The organism is Brenneria sp. hezel4-2-4, from assembly GCF_013155275.1.
In the GTDB taxonomy this organism is placed as follows: Bacteria; Pseudomonadota; Gammaproteobacteria; order Enterobacterales; family Enterobacteriaceae; genus Brenneria.
Genome location: NZ_JABJXS010000004.1, coordinates 185,469 through 203,733 on the forward strand (window position 1 = coordinate 185,469; position 18,265 = coordinate 203,733).

Sequence of the window (18,265 nt, forward strand, 5' to 3'; positions counted from 1 at the left end):
TTTGGTAAAGAAATGAGGGGGCGTGAAATTGAAAACTTGTCTATTATTATTAATTCAGCATTTAAACTAAAACACTCATGGAGCAAAAGAATATATGTCGATAAGGATTAATGTAACAACATCTGGAGAACAAAGTTCAATTTCTACCAGTGCTGTAGGTGTTGTTAGAAACATCATTAGTGATACGGAACGTAATACATTTCAATTGAATGACAACCAATTAAAACGTGCATTTGAAATAACTCTTGGGCGCTGGCCTAACGATGCTTTCTTGCGAAGCCCCACGCCGTGGGGCGATTTATATGATAGATTTAATTGGCAACAAGTACAACGAACACTGCGTCCCAGAAATATCCGAGTTCTAAGCCAGACATCACGCCCGGAAATCGTGTTAACACAAGATTTTATTAACAATAGTTCAGTTGCTGGAACCTTTGACGCCAGTATCTCTCAAACTGTAGAGAATACAGTGACCTCAACCTGGAGTACAGGTGGTGCATTAACGGTTGGGCATTCTGTTGAATATGGAATTAACTTCTTAGGGACTGGCGTTACCGGGAATAGCTCTATTTCTTATACACAAGAATGGGGGGTTGGAGGCTCCCGCTCAACGTCTGTAACATTAGGTATGCAATCTGGCGTGACGATACCGTTAGGGCCGGGGCAAGCAGTAACTGCGGAATTAGTTGCTACCCGTGGAACGATGCGAATTCAAGTTGAATATATCGCATCCCTTCAAGGGCATGCAGCGGCAAACTACAACCCGCCTCATAACGGCCATCATTTCTGGCGGGGCGTTTTATCCAGGATGATGAGCGAGACTAATATAAGTAATTCGGTTGTATCAACTGAGACCATCAATATAGGCTTTTATTCTCACTCACAAATTATTCTGAGAGATAAACGCACGAAGCAGATAGTTAGAGTTGTTGATCTTGATATGCTTGGTGTAAGCGATGAAGATGTAAAAAATTAACTAAAAAGGGGCGGCATTTGTCGCCCTTTTGGTTGTCCCTGACTAGCGTTTACAGGGGTCAGTTTGGATATCGAATCTATGGTCACTCCCGTTTTTGCAACACTGATTTTCGACGATATCATTGGCTTACTTAAATCTATCCGGCGTCTGAATCGCACCACGATGAGTTCCGCACCTGATGAACCTCAGAATAATTATACTGAAGTGGACTGACCCCACCCCGGTAGACGATCCTGCCCTATCAATCATTGGTTCTGGCGCTAGAGTCAAATCTCTGACCTCTTTCACGACCCCTGGCAATGAAGATAATAGTTTCCCTGAAGGGAATATATTTTCCCCCAACATCTGACCTCCTGTTTTAAGTTAACTGGTCATGCTCATATAGCTATTCTGCTATTAATAGCGAAATAGCAATGAACTTGAATTAAGGCAAAAAATATAATTAATCTGCACGATCATTTTTTGCTGATCCAGGGTATTAATCTGGTAACCAGATGAAAAACCATCTAGTATTATCGAGCATTGTTCCAGAAGAGTAAGTCGCTCAGCAGCCAGCCGCATCATGATGCTGCACAGCTTCGTGAAGAAGACACAGAAAACGCCCGCCCGCGATCGCTAAAAAGCCGAAGCCAGAATGAAGGAGGTAAAGAATAACTGGTAAAAAGAACGTCATGACTCACGACGAAATGATCAAAAGGATGCTGGCAGCCCCTGAGATCAAAGCCGAATATGACAATCTTGAGGCTGAGTTTTCCCTGCTGGATGAATTGCTGCAAGCACGTAAAAACGCAGGATTGACTCAGGCACAAGTCGCAAAGCGTAAGGGAACCAAAGCTACGGCGATAACCCGATTGGAAAGCGGTTTAGCGTCGGCTACAAATGTACATGCTACGCGCCCCTAAAAAATACGCTGCCGCTGTCGGTAAGAAGTTGCAGATTCGCTTGGTATGACTTATCGCCCCGTCTCACTGTGGGGCGTTTTTTTAATGGCTTAGCCGCTCAATCACTAATGCTTCAACCAATATTGATTAACCGCTCGCAATCACTTCTTCCCATGCTTGTTAAGCCATGCCTGCATCTGATCGATTTCCGGCTGCTGAGCGCTGATAATCTCTTCCGCCAGTTTGCGAAGCTCGGGATCTTTGCCGTATTGCAACTCCGTTTTGGCCATATCAATCGCTCCCTGATGATGAGCGATCATCCCCTTGGCGAACGCAACGTCAGGATCGCTGGACTGTATCCCTTCCTGCATCTGGCTATGCATCCGATCCATACCCTGCATATAGGCCTGCTGTGACTCGGTTGCATTCTCGGCATGATGGCCGCTATGCGCGCCGTCGGCCGCGAATGCGTACAAGGGCGCCACCAGGCTACCGATAATCAGTAAATTCATGCTTTTCATCATCACCTCTCTCAGACCAATTGGAATACCTGTCTAAAAGATAGGCCTTCCCCTAAGGGGAAGGTCAAGAAGAAAGCGTCAAATAAGGAAAACCGCCGGACCTATCCACCGCGGTGATGAAAATCAGCGATGGATAAATCCGACGGTCTTAAGGGGAGTACGTTTGCTTACTCAGCCGGCGCGGGTTTAGCGTCAGGTTTTGGCGGTTGAGTCAGACGTTTTTCAAAATTATCGTTGTACTGTTTCTTCTGCTCAGGCGTCAGAATGTTATAAATCTTATTCTGGGTTTCCAGCCTGTTCAGCGCTTGCGCCTTGCGGGCGGCATCAGCTTTATCCAACTGCGCCTGGACCTTTGCCGCATCAAACGTGTCGGTGGCAATCAGACTATGCATTTCACGGCGTTCATCCTGCATGGACTTACGCATATTGTCATGAGATGCCTTCATAATCTCTTTCACCTGCTGTTTTTGAGCTTCGGTCAGGTTCAGCCCTTTAAACATCATCTCATGGTGCATGTCGCCGCGTGGCCCTTTCCCGTCTTTTGCCATTCTTACTTCGGGGTGACCTTTTGGCGCATCGGTAGCATGAGCGATGCCTGCCGTTCCCAGCGCCAAAGAAGAAGCAACCAGAAGTGCTGTTAATTTACGCATAATTTATCCTTCTCTCAGGTTTAATGCATTGACGACCATTGTCGTGCTGTCGAGAAAGAGTATAGGCCTGACTGTTTCAGTTAATTAGAGCAACGGTAAATGTGTGCAAGTAATAAAGGCACATTTGCGGCAAATATGAATAATACGAGTGAAATGTGTAAGGAATCGATAGAATTGCGTTAAGCGTTGCGTGAAGTCGCGGATTGTTTCACATATAACCCGTCATGTCCGATAGCCGATCAGGGTAGCGAGCGGACAAAATCTGACGCGTCTTTCGCCAACGCGTCGATATGCGCGCTGATGATTTGGATTTTTTGCAGCAGCGGATTGCGCGCCGGTGAGCTATCCATCGCGTTCAACCGGGCGACAAGCTGCTCAATCTGCTCGCAAAGTTGCGCTTCGCGCTGTTTGGCCTGCGCCAGCTGCTGTTGTAGCTGCTGATAATCGCTGCGCCAAATCTGCTGTTGCTGCTGAACGCTGCGCTCCAATTCCTGAAACGCGCCATCCAGCCGTGTCGCCAACTCTTCAACCCACATTAGAGATTCCTTCGCCTGATGATCCTGCGAATTATAATGACACAGCGCCTTAACAACAAACAATCTGACCGTTCATTATCCATTCGCGCGTTTTTCCCTGCTGGTGATAATGATATTAATCACAATAAATAAACATAAATTTCACAACTCATCCAAATGCAGCTAAATTTATGACGTTAACTCATCAGACCAGTTAAGCTCTTTCCCCATCCCGTTTGTCGGAGATAACCATGACGATCTACCCCAATCTGTTTTCTCCACTCGATCTGGGATTCACTACGCTAAAGAACCGGATCGTCATGGGGTCAATGCATACCGGTCTGGAAGAACACCCCGATGGCACAGCCAGGTTGACCGCTTTCTACCGCGAACGCGCACAAGGCGGCGTAGGCCTGATTGTCACCGGCGGTATCGCGCCTAACGCCAAAGGCGCGGTGGTAAAAGGCGGGGCTACGCTGCACGATGAATCACAGCTTGCCCACCATCAGGCGGTGACGCAGGCGGTTCATGCGGCGGGAAGCAAAATCGCCCTGCAAATTCTCCACGCCGGCCGCTACAGCTACCAACCGGAACCGCTGGCGCCTTCCGCGCTACAGGCTCCCATCAGCCCGTTTGTCCCGCGGGCAATGCGCCGGCAAGAGATACAACGCACGATCCAAGATTTTGCGCATTGCGCCGCGCTGGCGCAGCAGGCCGGTTACGATGGCGTAGAAATTATGGGCTCGGAAGGCTATCTGATTAACCAGTTCCTTGTCGCGCATACCAATCACCGGGACGACGAATGGGGCGGCGATTTTCAACGCCGCAGTCGTTTCGCCGTTGAGATCGTCCGCGCCGTGCGCCAAATAACCGGATGCAGGTTCATCATCATTTATCGATTGTCGATGCTCGATCTGGTGGAAGACGGATCGAGCTGGCAAGAAATCGAACAATTGGCGCAGGCCATCGAGGAAGCCGGCGCCACTTTGATTAATAGCGGAATTGGCTGGCATGAGGCCCGCATCCCCACCATCGCCACCCTGGTTCCGCGCGGCGCCTTTGGCTGGGTAACCAGGCGATTAATGGGGAAAGTCAGCATTCCGTTGATTGCCACTAATCGAATCAACGATCCTGAGGTGGCAGAGCAACTGCTGGCCGAAGGCTGCGCCGATATGATTTCGATGGCGCGCCCGTTTCTGGCTGATGCGGAACTGGTGAACAAGGCCGCCGACGGACGGGCCGATGAAATCAATACCTGCATCGGTTGCAATCAGGCCTGTCTGGATCAGATCTTCGCCGGCAAAGTCAGCTCCTGTCTGGTAAATCCGCGCGCCTGTCACGAAACCGTTATGCCAATCACCCCCGCGCCCGCGCCGAAACGTCTTGCCGTCGTGGGCGCAGGCTCTGCCGGTATGGCGTTCGCCGTCAATGCCGCCGGACGCGGCCATCAAGTCACGCTGTTTGAATCCGCCGCGCAAATCGGCGGCCAGTTCAATCTGGCGCGGCAAATCCCCGGTAAGGATGAATTTAACCAAACGTTGCGCTATTACCGTCGGCAATTGGCGTTACAGGGCGTGACAGTAAAGCTGGGTAAGCGCGCCGCCGTTGAAGATCTGGCTGGTTTTGATGAAGTGATCCTTGCCTGCGGTATTGTGCCGCGCATTCCGGCGATTGAAGGCATTGAACACCCCCGGGTGTTAAGTTACCTGGATGTGTTACGCGACAAAAAGCCGGTCGGGCGGCGCGTGGCGATCGTCGGCGCCGGCGGTATCGGTTTTGATACCGCTCACTACCTCAGCCAGCCAGCGGATGCCGACTTCTATGAACAATGGGGAATCGATCGCCAGTTACGGCAACGAGGCGGCCTGCTGCGAAATAAACCCGCGACGACCCAGCATCGCCGTGAGATCACCTTATTACAGCGTAAAACCGGCAAACCGGGCGAAGGATTAGGTAGAACCACCGGCTGGATCCATCGGGCCAATTTACTCCGCCATGGCGTGACCATGCTGGATGGCGTTAGCTACCAGCGTATTGACGACGATGGATTGCACATTGCGCACCAAAAGCAAATGCGCTGCCTGCCCGTGGATAACGTCATTATCTGCGCCGGTCAGGAACCCTGCCGCGAGCTTTACTCCCCTCTGCTGGCCGCGGGTTACCGCGTTCATCTGATTGGCGGCGCGGATGTCGCTCAGGAACTGGACGCCCGCCGGGCAATAGCGCAAGCCACCCGGCTGGCATTAAGCATCTGAACGGATTTTACTTTGCCGCGGCTGTTTTCACCGCCCGCAGCACCACGAACTTGGCGTTGCTGGCGATGACTTCAGCGTTGCCGAACAGACGTTTCAGCTTGTGGAAATAATCCAGATGGCGATTACCCACAATACGTAACTCGCCGCCGACTTGCAGGCAGCGGCGGGAATCGAGGAACATTTGCCAGGCGATATTATCGGTAACGGCCTGTTGCTGATGGAACGGCGGATTACACAACACGGCCTGTAGGCTGTCACGCCCCACGCCGGACAGGCCATGATTAACCGCAAAACCACAGCGATCCCGATCCTGCGGGCGGTTAATCTCAACATTCATCCGGCTGGAAGCGATCGCCATATAGGATTCATCAAAGAAACTGACCGGCGCAGTCGGATTGGCGGATAACGCGGCCAGCCCAATGACGCCATTGCCGCAGCCTAAATCAATAATCTTACCGTCCAACTGCCGGGGTAAATGTTGCATAAAGAAACGGGCGCCGATGTCCAGTCCGCCACGCGAAAAAACGTTCGCGTAGTTATGGATGCGATAGCCGTACTCTTCAAGCGCCCACTGATTGGTTAGTGGCTGCTCACTTACTTTTATATCCGCGACCTCACAATGGATCAGGCGCGCTTTCTTCCAGGCCAATGAGGTTTTTGTCGGCCCCAGGATACGCTCGAACAGTTGCAATGTTGAGGTATGGATATCACGGGCTTTGGCGCCGGCGATAATGCGGGTTTGCGGCGTAACCACATTGCGCAGCATCCGCAGTTGGTGTTCCAGCAACGCCGTGGTTTTAGGGATTTTTATCACCACCAGAGCCGGCGCGGCAGGCAAGTCGGCAAGACTATCCAGCAGCTCCACCGCGTCCGCAGCAAAACCGTTCAGTTCAAGATTATGCCGCGTGGCCAACTGGCTCATGTAAGAGTCGCTGACGCTGACCGGCGACCGCGTCTGCAATCCGCAGGCTAACGCCCCGAATGCATCGTTAAAAATCAGACACGGCCCGGGCGCGATTTCCATCACGGCAAGCTCACGCAGCAGGAACTCATCCGCCGCCTCCCACGCCTGGAGCGCCGCGTTATCCGCTACCTGAGGATAACGCGCCAGCGTCAGATTACGTGTTTCCAGTTCGAGTTGGCTCATTCGTCCCTCCTGAATCACAAAATTTGCGCTGTTTATCCCTTAAAATGGCCCGGCAGTAAATGCTTTTCTCAGGCAGACAGGCAAATGACGTCTTTACCTGTACTTTAACAGTAATGTTGTCTCGTTATTTCGCCATGATAATCTGAACCTCCATCATCGATGTCAGCAGGATACCGTGCCTTTATGATTCGCTTTGCTATTGTAGGAACAAGTTGGATCTCCCGTCAGTTTGTCGATGCCGCGCACGAAACCGGTAAAATGAAGTTGACTGCAATCTATGCGCGAACCCCGGAGAAAGCGCAGCAATATCAGGCGGACTATCTGGTTGATACGCTGTTCAGTTCTCTGGAAGCCATGGCCGAATCCGATCTGATTGACGCCGTTTATATCGCCAGCCCTAATTCGCTGCACTGTGAACAGTCGCTGCTCTTTCTGAGCCATGGCAAACATGTCATCTGTGAGAAGCCATTGGCTTCCAACCTGTATGAAGTCGAACAGATGATCGCCTGCGCCAACGCGCATCAGGTGGTGCTGTTCGAGGCTTTTAAGACCGCCAGCCTGCCGAATTTCAGCGTGGTACGGCAGGCGCTGCCCAAAGTCGGCAAATTGCGTAAAGTGCTGTTGAACTACTGTCAGTATTCTTCACGTTATCCGAAGTATCTGGCCGGCGAAAATCCGAATACGTTCAACCCGGCATTTTCGAACGGTTCTGTCATGGACATTGGCTACTATTGCCTGGCCTTTGCGGTGGCGCAATGGGGTATGCCGGCGACGGTACAGGCCAGCGCGACATTGCTGGAGAGCGGCGTTGACGCACATGGCAGCATCGTGATGCATTACGGCGATTTCGACGTCGTCATCATTCACTCCAAAGTCAGCAACTCGGTTATTGCCAGTGAAATTCAGGGAGAAGAAGGTTCTCTGGTGATTGAAAAGCTGTCCCAATGCCAGCGGGTAACGTTTATTCCACGTGATGGGAAACCGCTGGATCTCAGCCAGCCGCAGCATATCAACAGTATGCTGTATGAGGCGGAAGCCTTTGCGACGCGGGTGGCGAATAATGATATCGATCATGCCGAACTGGCGCGATCACGCGCGGTGGCGGGCCTGTTAACGGAAATTCGTCGCCAAACCGGGGTTATCTTTCCCGCGGATGTTGCGACATCGGACAAAGCGGACTAAACCAGATCACTGTTATCGTGGTGGTCACGTTGTTGGTTAAGGGCATGAGATAGCCGGGTCAATATTTATTTGACCCAGATCAAGTTTTCACCTATCTTCTGTGAAGCAAAGGGGAGTAACTTTTCCGCCGGTTAATCGTCATTACGGTGCGTAGCGCATCCGGTTACCGGGCAACCTTAATCAGATTACTGCATTAATGTTGTAAGTGAGACCTTGCCGGAAGGCGAGGTGCATTTGCGGCTTTGATGATGAGCGGCCAGCGTCTTCCGATGTTGGCCGTTTTTGTTTTCATTTAAGGATATTGCTATGCATACCATTGGTACGCCGTGGTTATGGGGCAGCTTTGCTGTCATTGTTATCGTTATGCTGGCCATCGACCTGCTCTATCAGGGACGCAAAGGATCGACGGTAATGACATTCAAACAAGCGGCCGCGTGGTCGATTGTCTGGGTGACGCTCTCCCTGCTGTTCAACGCCGGGTTCTGGTGGTATCTGGACGGTACGCTGGGGCGTGAAGCCGCCAATACGCAGTCGCTGGCCTTCCTCACCGGCTATCTGATTGAAAAAGCCCTGGCCGTCGATAACGTGTTTGTCTGGCTGATGCTTTTCAGCTATTTCTCCGTTCCGCCGCAATATCAGCGCCGGGTGCTGATTTATGGCGTACTGGGCGCTATCGTGTTGAGAACCCTGATGGTGTTCGGCGGTAGCTGGCTGGTGACGCAGTTCCAATGGTTGTTGTACGTATTCGGCGCGTTTTTGCTATTTACCGGCATCAAAATGGCGCTGGCGAAAGAAGATGACAACGCCATCGGCGACAAACCGATGGTACGCTGGCTGCGCGGGCATCTGCGCATGACGGACAATATTGAGAACGATAAGTTTTTTATTCGTCGCAACGGTATTCTGTTCGCCACGCCGCTGTTTCTGGTGCTGATACTGGTTGAGATCAGCGACGTGATTTTTGCCGTTGACAGTATTCCGGCCATCTTCGCCGTGACCACCGATCCCTTTATCGTATTAACCTCCAACCTGTTCGCCATTCTGGGTCTGCGCGCCATGTACTTCCTGTTGGCGGGCGTGGCGGAACGCTTCTCCCTGCTGAAATACGGGCTGGCCGTCATCCTGATTTTCATCGGTATCAAAATGCTGCTGATCGACGTGTTCCATATTCCTATCGCCATTTCGTTGGGCGTCGTTGCCGGTATTCTGGTCATTACCATGCTGGTCAACGTTTGGGTCAACCGCCGTATAGCGCAATAACCGCCCCGCTTCTCTCGCTCCCGCCGTACGGAAATCCTTCTGTACGGCGCTACCCGCTATTAAGAAAATCCGACCCACAGCAGAAAATCCGTCACTGCCTCTTCTCCTATTATCATTTTTTCATATACTGATACGCGCAAACACATTTAGTTACGGAATAGAAAGAAATCCGGCGTCACGGACATCAGAGGTTTCACAGCCGTAAAACACAATCACTCAACGGAAACGGCCACGCCGTCAATACTATGGAAAATCAACAGTCACGTTTTTTACAGTACATTACTCGCGGTAGCCTGGTTCAGCAGATACTGCTGGGGCTGGTCGCCGGGATTATTCTGGCATCGGTTTCAACGCCGGCCGCTCTTGCCGCGGGTTTATTAGGCACGTTGTTCGTCGGCGCCCTGAAAGCCGTTGCGCCGCTCCTGGTGCTGGTGCTGGTTATGGCGTCCATCGCCAACCATCAGCAGGGGCAGAAAACCAATATCCGGCCGGTGCTGGTGCTTTATCTGATCGGGACATTCTCGGCCGCGCTGATTGCCGTGGTGCTAAGTATGCTGTTCCCTTCCACTCTGGCGCTCAGCGCACAGGCGGAAGACATCACGCCGCCTTCGGGGATTGTGGAAGTGCTGGAGGGGCTGTTGATGAGTATCATCGCCAACCCGATCCATGCGCTGCTGAATGCGAACTACATCGGTATTCTGGTGTGGGCCGTCGGCTTGGGGATAGCGTTCCGCCACGGTTCGCAGAGCACGAAAGCCCTGATTACCGACGCGTCCAATGCGGTAACCTTTATCGTCCGCGTGGTCATCCGTTTCGCCCCGCTGGGGATTTTCGGTCTGGTTGCCGCCACGCTGGCCGAAACCGGCTTTGGCGCGCTGTGGGGTTATGCTCACCTGCTTATGGTGTTGATCGGCGGGATGCTGCTGGTGGCGCTGGGTGTCAATCCGCTGATCGTTTACTGGAAAACCCGCAGCAATCCTTATCCATTAGTCCTCCGTTGCCTGCGTGAAAGCGGCGTCACCGCCTTTTTCACCCGTAGCTCCGCCGCCAATATTCCGGTGAACATGGAGCTGTGCCGCAAGCTGAATCTGGATGAAGACACCTATTCCGTCGCCATTCCGCTGGGAGCCACCATTAACATGGCGGGCGCGGCCATTACCATCACCGTGCTGACGCTGGCGGCCGTCCACACCCTGGGCATCCCCGTCGATCTGCCCACCGCGCTATTGCTCAGCATAGTGGCATCGCTCTGCGCATGCGGCGCATCCGGCGTCGCCGGTGGTTCGCTGCTGTTGATCCCGCTGGCTTGCAGCATGTTCGGTATCTCAAACGATATCGCCATGCAGGTCGTGGCCGTTGGTTTTATCATCGGCGTGTTGCAGGATTCCGCGGAAACAGCGGTAAACTCCTCGACGGACGTGATCTTTATCGCGGCGGTTTGTCAGGCTGAGGATGCGAAACTGGCGGAACAGGAACGTCTGAATATGCTGTAAACCTTACGGCGCCCTATCTGCTTTATTCGGTCGTCCCTGCCCAGGCAGGGACTTTTTTTATCCGGCTTTCCTCTCTACCTTAAACGGATCGATGCCGCGTTTCTGCATCCTTCGGAAGCGAATGATATTAAAACCATTCATCAGCAGAAAACTGCCCTCAATCAGCGAACCGCCGATCGAACCCAGCCAGATATTGTGTATAACCCAACAGGCCGTGGAGCACCACATGATACAGCGCATGGTTAAACCGGAAGTACGGAACAGCGCCCAGGTGCTGGCGACGGTTCCCAGTATCGGCAATAGCTCGATAGCATGTTTCAGGTTGGAGAGGCCAAACGCCAGCGTCAGGACAATAAACACAAACATCACGGCAATATTATGCGTCTTCAGCGAAATCAGAGTACGCGTCGAGTTGAGTACGGCGCTGACTCCCGCCGCATTCGCCCCCATTAGAAAAAAGTGTAACCCGATGACGGCGCTGTATACCGAAAGCTGTATTTTGAATTTATTTTCGTCACGGTTAAAGAACATGGTAATGCCGACCAGAAAGGCCAGCACGCCCACCGACTGGGCAAACCAATAATGTGTCATGATCCCGGCCTCGGCAAAATTTGCGGCGGAAGAAAAAGCAAAACGGCGTCCAACCAAATGAAATGCCGTTTTATTTTAAATGGAATATTTTCGTTTTACAACGTCACGCCGCTTTTAAATATCGCCAACTCGCGGAAGTCATTGACTTCATTTTTAGCCGGTTTGCCATCGGCTATCTCGACGATAAGATCAATAAACTGCGCCAGCAGTTCATCCATCGGCATGCCGTGGATCAGACGGCCGGCATCAAAATCGATCCAGTGCGGCTTTTTCTGCGCCAGTTCACTGTTGGTCGCCAGCTTCACGGTTGGCACAAACCCGCCGTAAGGGGTGCCGCGTCCGGTGCTGAACAGCACCATATGACAACCGGCCCCCGCCAACGCGCTGGTGGCTACCGCATCATTGCCCGGCGCGCTGAGCAGGTTAAGCCCCGGGGTATGTAAGCGCTCACCATATCTCAATACATCAACTACCTTGCTTTGTCCGGCTTTTTGCGTGCAGCCGAGCGACTTTTCTTCCAGCGTGGTGATGCCGCCCGCCTTGTTGCCAGGCGAGGGATTTTCATAAATCGGCTGATCGTGGGCGATGAAATACTGTTTGAAGTCATTAACCATGCGCACCGTTTTTTCAAACGTGCTTTGATCACGACAACGACTCATCAGGATCCGCTCGGCGCCGAACATTTCCGGGACTTCGGTCAGCACCGTGGTGCCGCCATTGGCGATCAGATAATCGGAGAAACGCCCCAATAGCGGGTTGGCGGTAATACCCGACAAGCCGTCAGACCCGCCGCATTCCAGACCCAATTTCAGTTCGCTGAGCTTGCCCGGCTCACGCTTATCATGACGCATCACCTGATAAAGCGCATGTAGCTGCTCCAGCCCGGCTTCCACCTCATCGTCCTGCTGCTGGCAGATCATAAACGCGACTCGCTCAGCATCGTATTCGCCCAGCGTGGTGCGAAAGACATCGACCTGATTATTCTCACACCCCAGGCCGATCACCAGCACCGCGCCGGCATTCGGATGACGCACCATATTTTGCAGCATGGTGCGCGTATTCTCATGATCCTGCCCCAACTGAGAACAGCCGAATGGGTGGCTGAACAGATAAACGCCGTCAATGCCTGCCGCATCCTGGGTTTCTTTCAGAAAACGTTGCTGGATCTGGCGGGCGATACCATTGACGCAGCCCACCGTCGGCAGGATCCATAATTCGTTACGGATACCGACATCGCCGTTTTTACGACGATAAATCCGCACCTCGCGATCGGCCATTTGCGGCGGCAGATCGATAAATTCAGGCTGGTACTGATACTCATCCACATCGCTCAGGTTGGTCTTCGCGTTCTGGGAATGAATATATTCGCCAGGCGCAATAGCCGCCAGAGCATGACCGATCGGCAGGCCGTACTTGGTGATCATTTCTCCCGCAGCGATGGCTTGCAACGCAAACTTATGCCCGCGCGCGACAGGTTGCAGAAGCGTCGCCGAATGATTATCCACCGACGCCGTTTCCCCCGGTTGCAAATCACGCAGCGCGACGGCCACATTGTCCAGCGGATGAATTTTTATAATACTTTGCATGGATAACCCTTTTTGCCGTTAGCAATAACCGTCCACCGCCGCTCGCATGCCGCGCTCAACGATGGTTTGCAACTGCCGCGTGACCTGCGCCGCCAGCCCCGGAACCTGCGTTAAATCCTGTTCCCAGTGCTCAGCATCGCTTAATACGGCATTCACCAACTCAGCCAGGCTGACGCTGTCGTCTTTCACGCCGCGCCAAAGCGTGGAATAGCGCTCCAGCCAGTGCGCATCATCCTGCAACGGGTAGTTTTCACCGTCGCGCTCGCCGCGGTAGAATGCGATCAACGCCGCCAGCGCGAATGTCAGACGCGCGGGCAGCTCGCCGTGGCATTCATGGTAGGCCAGCAGCTGCGGCAAAATGCGGGTACGGAATTTAGTCATGCCGTTCAAGGCAATAGACAGCAGTTGGTGCTGGATAAAGGGATTGCGGAACCGGCTTAATACCGCCTGAGCAAATGACGTCAATTCGTCGAGAGGCAAATCGAGCACCGGTACGATCTCTTCCGCGATGGTTTTTTCCACAAATTTGCCGATCCGGGCATCATCCATCGCTTCCCCAACGGTATTCAGGCCCGCCAGAAACGCCACCGGCACCAGCGCCGTATGCGCGCCATTCAGAATCGCCACTTTGCGTTCTTTGTACGGTTTGATGTCGTCAACGATGCGTACATTCAGCGCCAGCTTGTTCAGACGTAATGCTTCCGCCAGCCACTGCGGCCCCTGAATAACAAACAGATAGAAGTATTCAGCGGTGTCGAGGAACCTATCCTGATAGCCTAATTCTTGTTGTAATTCGTCAACCTCAGCGTGCGGATAACCGGTGACGATTCTGTCCACCAGCGTGGAACAAAAAGTATTGTGTTCATTTAGCCAGCCAACAAATGCCGGCGACAGCCTCCACTGTTGTGCATAGCGCAACACCAGCGTTTTCAATGCCTCGCCGTTGTAGTCAATCAGTTCGCAGGGCAGCAGTACCCAGCCGGTATCAGCCGCCCCCTCAAAATGACAAAAACGTTCATACAGCAGCCGGGTGAGTTTGGCCGGAAAGCTGGCGGGCGGCGTATCGGTCAGCCGATCGTCGGCCTGGTAACTGATGCCGGCTTCCGTGGTATTGGAAAAAACAAAACGAATATTCGCATCCCGCGCCAGCGCCAGATAGTCGTCAAACTGGCGGTACACGTTTATTTCACGGTTTACCGAGCGGATCAGACGAGCTTCCCGCACGGCTTCGCCTTGTTCATTCAAACCACGGATAAACGTAGTGTACAAACCGTCCTGCGTATCCAGCGCGGGCGGGAAGCCGCTGTCTATCGGACGAATCACCACGATACCGGCATCCAGATCGGTATGTTCATTCAACAAATCCAACTGCCAATCGATAAAGGCGCGCAGGAAATTACCTTCACCAAATTGAATGACCCGATCCGGATGCTGACGACCGGGAAAATTATCACGATTCAACGTTTGCATTTGCAGATTACCTCAGGGCAGCGATCGCATTCAGGGCATGAATGATCTCAAACCAGCGTCATCCTTGCCTAAAACGGACAATAACCGGCGAGGCGCCATACGGGCCTCGCCCACGATGTTAAAGCTCAATGGCAAAGTAGTTTTTGGCGTTATCAAAACAGATGTTTTTCACCATTTCGCCCAGCAAAGGAAGGTCGGCGGGCGCCTCGCCCTCCTCGACCCAACGCCCGATCATCTGGCACAGAATGCGGCGGAAATATTCATGGCGGGTGTAAGATAGGAAGCTGCGGCTGTCCGTCAGCATGCCGATAAAGCGGCTTAATAGGCCAAGCTGCGCAAGCTGGGTCATTTGGCGCTGCATGCCGTCTTTCTGATCATTGAACCACCAGCCTGAACCAAACTGCATTTTGCCCGGCATGCCTTCTCCCTGGAAGTTGCCCGCCATCGTGCCGATCACTTCGTTATCACGCGGGTTCAGGCAGTACAGGATGGTTTTCGGCAGCAGATTTTCTTCATTCTGTTTGCTGAGCAGGCAGGAAAGCGCCTGCGCCAAAGGACGATCGTTGATGGAATCAAAACCGACATCCGGCCCCAGTAGTTTGAACTGGCGCCGGTTGTTGTTGCGCAGCGCGCCAATATGATATTGCTGCACCCAGCCGCGACGCGCATATTCCGCTCCCAGCCATACCAGCACGGCGGTTTTGAACTGCGCCACTTGGTGTTCGCTCAAGGTTTCCCCGGACAGCCGGCGAGCCAGAATGTCATCCAGCGTTGTCTCATCCGCTTCAGCGAACAGCACGACATCCAGCGCGTGATCGGAGACTTTACAACCGTGAGCGGCGAAATGATCCAGACGTTTGCTTAGCGCCGCTTGCAGATCGCTGAAACGACGGATATCGATGTCGGACACCGCGCCCAGTTTCGCCATGTAATCGCTAAAGGTCTCCAGTTCAATATTGAACGCCTTGTCCGGACGCCAGCTCGGCAATACTTTGATCGGGAAGCCGTCGTCCTGGGCGATGGTTTTGTGGTGACGCAGATCGTCGACCGGATCGTCAGTGGTGCCCACCATTTTCACATTCATCTGCCGCATGATGCCACGGGCGGTGAATTCATCACGCTCCAACAGCGCATTACCACGATCCCAGATCGCTTTTGCGGTTGCAGGGGACAACAGCGTATCGGTGATGCCAAACGGACGACGCAGTTCAAGATGCGTCCAGTGATACAGCGGATTACCGATAGTATGAGGAACGGTTGCCGCCCAGGCGGCAAATTTTTCCCAATCCCCGGCGTCCCCGGTACAAAGACGCTCAGGCACACCGTTAGTTCGCATCGCGCGCCACTTGTAGTGATCGCCTTTTAACCAGATGTCATACAGGTTTTCAAACCGATAATTTTCGGCTATCTGCTCCGGCGGCAAATGGCAATGGTAATCAAATATTGGCTGATCGGCGGCATATTCATAATACAACCGCCGGGAAAATGCGCTATCTAGCAGAAAGTCCTCACTGAGAAACTGGGGCATGTTTTTCTTCCTCACCGTGCCATTTGTGCGCCAAATTGGCTGCTCGCTTAAAGATGTCACACCAATTATGTTGGATATCCGCGATCATTAGTGCGCTCACGATCGCAAAATCTGATAAACAGCCGCCAGATACCGGGATTACCTAATAATTGTGATCGCCGCATTGGCTGCTGATGGCATTAAGTGGTATAACAAATCATCATCCGGCAATTAACAAGATAGTGCTTCAGGCTTTGACGTGGCACACGGATCGTTATCTATCCAAGAGCAGGCATCATGGAATTCACAGAACCCCGACGTCTATACCGGCAGCTAGCCGCAGAATTAAAGCAGCGTATTGAGAGCGGTGTTTACCGCGTAGGCGAAAAGTTGCCTGCGGAGCGCTATATCGCAGAAGAAATGAACGTCAGCCGCACCGTGGTGCGTGAAGCCATCATTATGCTGGAAGTGGAAGGCTATGTGGAAGTCCGTAAAGGCTCGGGTATTCATGTCATTTCCAACCAGCAGAAACACCGGTTGCCCCCTGGCGAGCATGCCGAATTCGTCACCGCCGGCCCGTTTGAACTCCTTCAGGCCCGTCAGTTGATTGAAAGCAATATCGCCGAATTTGCGGCGACGCAGGTTACCCGCCAGGATATCGTACAACTAATGGAGATTCAGGAACATGCCCGGCAGGAAGATCGCTTCCGCGATTCACAATGGGATCTGAAATTCCATGTGCAGGTCGCCCTGGCCACCCAAAACTCAGCGATGGCGACCATCGTCGAGAAAATGTGGAGCCAGCGCATACACAACCCCTACTGGCGGAAACTGCATGAACACATTGATGACAAGTCGATCGAAAGCTGGTGCGAAGAGCACGACCAGATACTCAAGGCGCTGATGCGTAAAGATCCTCATGCCGCCAAACTCGCCATGTGGCAACATCTGGAAAACACTAAACAAATGCTGTTTCGCGCCACCACCGACGATTTTGAATTTAATGTGGATCGCTATATGTTTGCGGAAAACCCGGTCGTCCATCTGGATCAGAGCCATAGCAATAAGCACTGATTTCACGTCATACCGCCGTTGCCCTCGGTCTCTGAAGCGAGGGCAAAAAGTCAAAAAGCGTCGATTTCTGTCAGTGAGTGTAAAATATGGCAGAAAGATCAACGTTTCCCCCATAACATGCCTTAAATCAACCCGGTTGCTGTGATATTTTTCTGTTTCAGGAACGCCTATTTTGTTACAGTTAACGTGTTTTTTGGCGCTTAATTCACAGTTTCAAGCGTAAAACGCGTCAGTGGCAGACAATTCCTAACTCAAGATGTTTCTCTGCCGGAGATTCAGATTGCGCACTCAGAAAACATGAGTCAACCCCAGGAATCAGCGTTATCATCAGTCTGGCGCAAAACAGACATCACCTTCTGATAAACTATAAAGAAAAAAATTGGAATGTGCCGCCTGGTGAACCGTATTCACCCCTATCATGACCAGAAGCGTTTATAGCGCCACGGGTTAAATGAAATGCAGCAGTATTAGGAATACCGGATGGATATAATTAAAGAACTGTTAAATGCACTCTGGCATCAGGATTTCGACGTTTTGGCCGACCCAAAACTGGTTTGGACCATCTACATATTGCTGTTTTTGATCCTCTTTTTGGAAAATGGTTTACTGCCCGCCGCATTTTTGCCGGGCGATAGCCTACTCATTCTGGTTGGCGTTCTGGTTGCCAAAGGCACCATGAATTTCCCCTTTACCATCGTTTTGCTGACAACCGCCGCCAGTCTGGGATGTTGGGTCAGTTACATCCAGGGAAAATGGCTGGGCAATACGCGAATAGTACAAAGCTGGCTGTCGCATCTGCCCGCACACTACCACCAGCGCGCACATCAGCTTTTCCATCGTCACGGTCTTTCAGCGCTGTTAATCGGGCGCTTTCTGGCTTTTGTTCGTACTCTGTTGCCCACGATCGCCGGCCTGTCGGGCCTGGACAATGCCCGCTTCCAGTTCTTTAATTGGATGAGTGCGCTGTTATGGGTGCTGATTCTGGTTTCACTCGGTTTCGCGTTGGGAAAAACTCCGGTGTTTTTGAAATATGAAGACGAACTGATGTTTTTCCTGATGATGTTGCCGCTGGCGCTGCTGTTTCTCGGCCTGTTCGGATCATTATTCGTACTTTGGCGTAAAAAGCGTACCACTAACGCAGAGAAAGGAAATTAACG

General features: G+C 52.4%; 16 protein-coding genes. 8 read left to right on the plus strand and 8 right to left on the minus strand.

What is annotated here, in order from left to right:
- Positions 1 to 94: 94 nt before the first annotated feature.
- A complete protein-coding gene (locus HOY33_RS10590) occupies positions 95 to 976 on the plus strand; it encodes an MspA family porin (protein ID WP_172290185.1) in 882 nt (293 codons plus the stop codon).
- Positions 977 to 1,647: 671 nt separating this feature from the next.
- Positions 1,648 to 1,878 carry a helix-turn-helix domain-containing protein gene (locus HOY33_RS10595; protein WP_233356412.1) on the plus strand — a complete coding sequence of 77 codons (231 nt, stop codon included), beginning with the start codon at positions 1,648 to 1,650 and terminating at the stop codon, positions 1,876 to 1,878.
- 140 nt (positions 1,879 to 2,018) lie between these two features.
- Here the strand turns inward: HOY33_RS10595 and HOY33_RS10600 are convergent, their stop codons facing one another.
- From HOY33_RS10600 to HOY33_RS10610, 3 genes are all read right to left on the minus strand, one after another.
- Entirely contained in the window at positions 2,019 to 2,378 is a 360-nt protein-coding gene (locus HOY33_RS10600; protein WP_172290419.1) for a DUF305 domain-containing protein, read from the minus strand.
- 167 nt (positions 2,379 to 2,545) lie between these two features.
- Positions 2,546 to 3,028: an ATP-independent periplasmic protein-refolding chaperone Spy gene (gene spy, locus HOY33_RS10605; protein WP_172290186.1), complete on the minus strand. Its 483-nt coding sequence runs from the start codon at positions 3,026 to 3,028 to the stop codon at positions 2,546 to 2,548.
- A 239-nt stretch (positions 3,029 to 3,267) separates the two neighbouring features.
- A complete protein-coding gene (locus HOY33_RS10610; protein WP_172290187.1) occupies positions 3,268 to 3,564 on the minus strand; it encodes a hypothetical protein in 297 nt (98 codons plus the stop codon).
- A 230-nt stretch (positions 3,565 to 3,794) separates the two neighbouring features.
- Between HOY33_RS10610 and HOY33_RS10615 the strand changes: the two genes are divergently transcribed.
- Positions 3,795 to 5,798 carry an NADPH-dependent 2,4-dienoyl-CoA reductase gene (locus HOY33_RS10615; protein ID WP_172290188.1) on the plus strand — a complete coding sequence of 668 codons (2,004 nt, stop codon included), beginning with the start codon at positions 3,795 to 3,797 and terminating at the stop codon, positions 5,796 to 5,798.
- A gap of 7 nt (positions 5,799 to 5,805) precedes the next feature.
- Here HOY33_RS10615 and rlmG read toward each other — a convergent pair whose 3' ends face one another.
- Positions 5,806 to 6,945, minus strand: a complete 1,140-nt coding sequence (gene rlmG, locus HOY33_RS10620) for a 23S rRNA (guanine(1835)-N(2))-methyltransferase RlmG (protein WP_172290189.1) — start codon at positions 6,943 to 6,945, stop codon at positions 5,806 to 5,808.
- A 183-nt stretch (positions 6,946 to 7,128) separates the two neighbouring features.
- Here rlmG and HOY33_RS10625 point away from each other — a divergent pair, with 183 nt between their 5' ends.
- From HOY33_RS10625 to sstT, 3 genes are all read left to right on the plus strand, one after another.
- Positions 7,129 to 8,127: a Gfo/Idh/MocA family protein gene (locus tag HOY33_RS10625; protein ID WP_172290190.1), complete on the plus strand. Its 999-nt coding sequence runs from the start codon at positions 7,129 to 7,131 to the stop codon at positions 8,125 to 8,127.
- Between the two features lie 306 nt (positions 8,128 to 8,433).
- Positions 8,434 to 9,387: a TerC family protein gene (locus HOY33_RS10630; protein WP_172290191.1), complete on the plus strand. Its 954-nt coding sequence runs from the start codon at positions 8,434 to 8,436 to the stop codon at positions 9,385 to 9,387.
- A 245-nt stretch (positions 9,388 to 9,632) separates the two neighbouring features.
- Complete coding sequence (sstT, locus tag HOY33_RS10635) at positions 9,633 to 10,880, plus strand: serine/threonine transporter SstT (RefSeq protein WP_172290192.1); 1,248 nt, start codon at positions 9,633 to 9,635, stop codon at positions 10,878 to 10,880.
- A gap of 57 nt (positions 10,881 to 10,937) precedes the next feature.
- Here sstT and HOY33_RS10640 read toward each other — a convergent pair whose 3' ends face one another.
- From HOY33_RS10640 to uxaC, 4 genes are all read right to left on the minus strand, one after another.
- Positions 10,938 to 11,471 carry a YgjV family protein gene (locus HOY33_RS10640; RefSeq protein WP_172290193.1) on the minus strand — a complete coding sequence of 178 codons (534 nt, stop codon included), beginning with the start codon at positions 11,469 to 11,471 and terminating at the stop codon, positions 10,938 to 10,940.
- Between the two features lie 95 nt (positions 11,472 to 11,566).
- A complete protein-coding gene (locus HOY33_RS10645) occupies positions 11,567 to 13,057 on the minus strand; it encodes a UxaA family hydrolase (RefSeq protein WP_172290194.1) in 1,491 nt (496 codons plus the stop codon).
- 18 nt (positions 13,058 to 13,075) lie between these two features.
- Entirely contained in the window at positions 13,076 to 14,527 is a 1,452-nt protein-coding gene (locus tag HOY33_RS10650; RefSeq protein WP_172290195.1) for a tagaturonate reductase, read from the minus strand.
- A gap of 118 nt (positions 14,528 to 14,645) precedes the next feature.
- The gene (gene uxaC / locus HOY33_RS10655) at positions 14,646 to 16,055 is read right to left on the minus strand and encodes a glucuronate isomerase (RefSeq protein WP_172290196.1); all 1,410 of its coding nucleotides are present in this window, start codon (positions 16,053 to 16,055) and stop codon (positions 14,646 to 14,648) included.
- Between the two features lie 276 nt (positions 16,056 to 16,331).
- Here uxaC and exuR point away from each other — a divergent pair, with 276 nt between their 5' ends.
- Positions 16,332 to 17,108, plus strand: coding sequence for a transcriptional regulator ExuR (exuR, locus tag HOY33_RS10660; RefSeq protein WP_172290197.1), 777 nt, complete (start codon positions 16,332 to 16,334; stop codon positions 17,106 to 17,108).
- A 480-nt stretch (positions 17,109 to 17,588) separates the two neighbouring features.
- On the plus strand, positions 17,589 to 18,263 hold the full coding sequence (locus HOY33_RS10665) for a DedA family protein (RefSeq protein ID WP_172290198.1): 675 nt from the start codon (positions 17,589 to 17,591) through the stop codon (positions 18,261 to 18,263).
- The last annotated feature ends 2 nt before the right edge of the window (positions 18,264 to 18,265 follow it).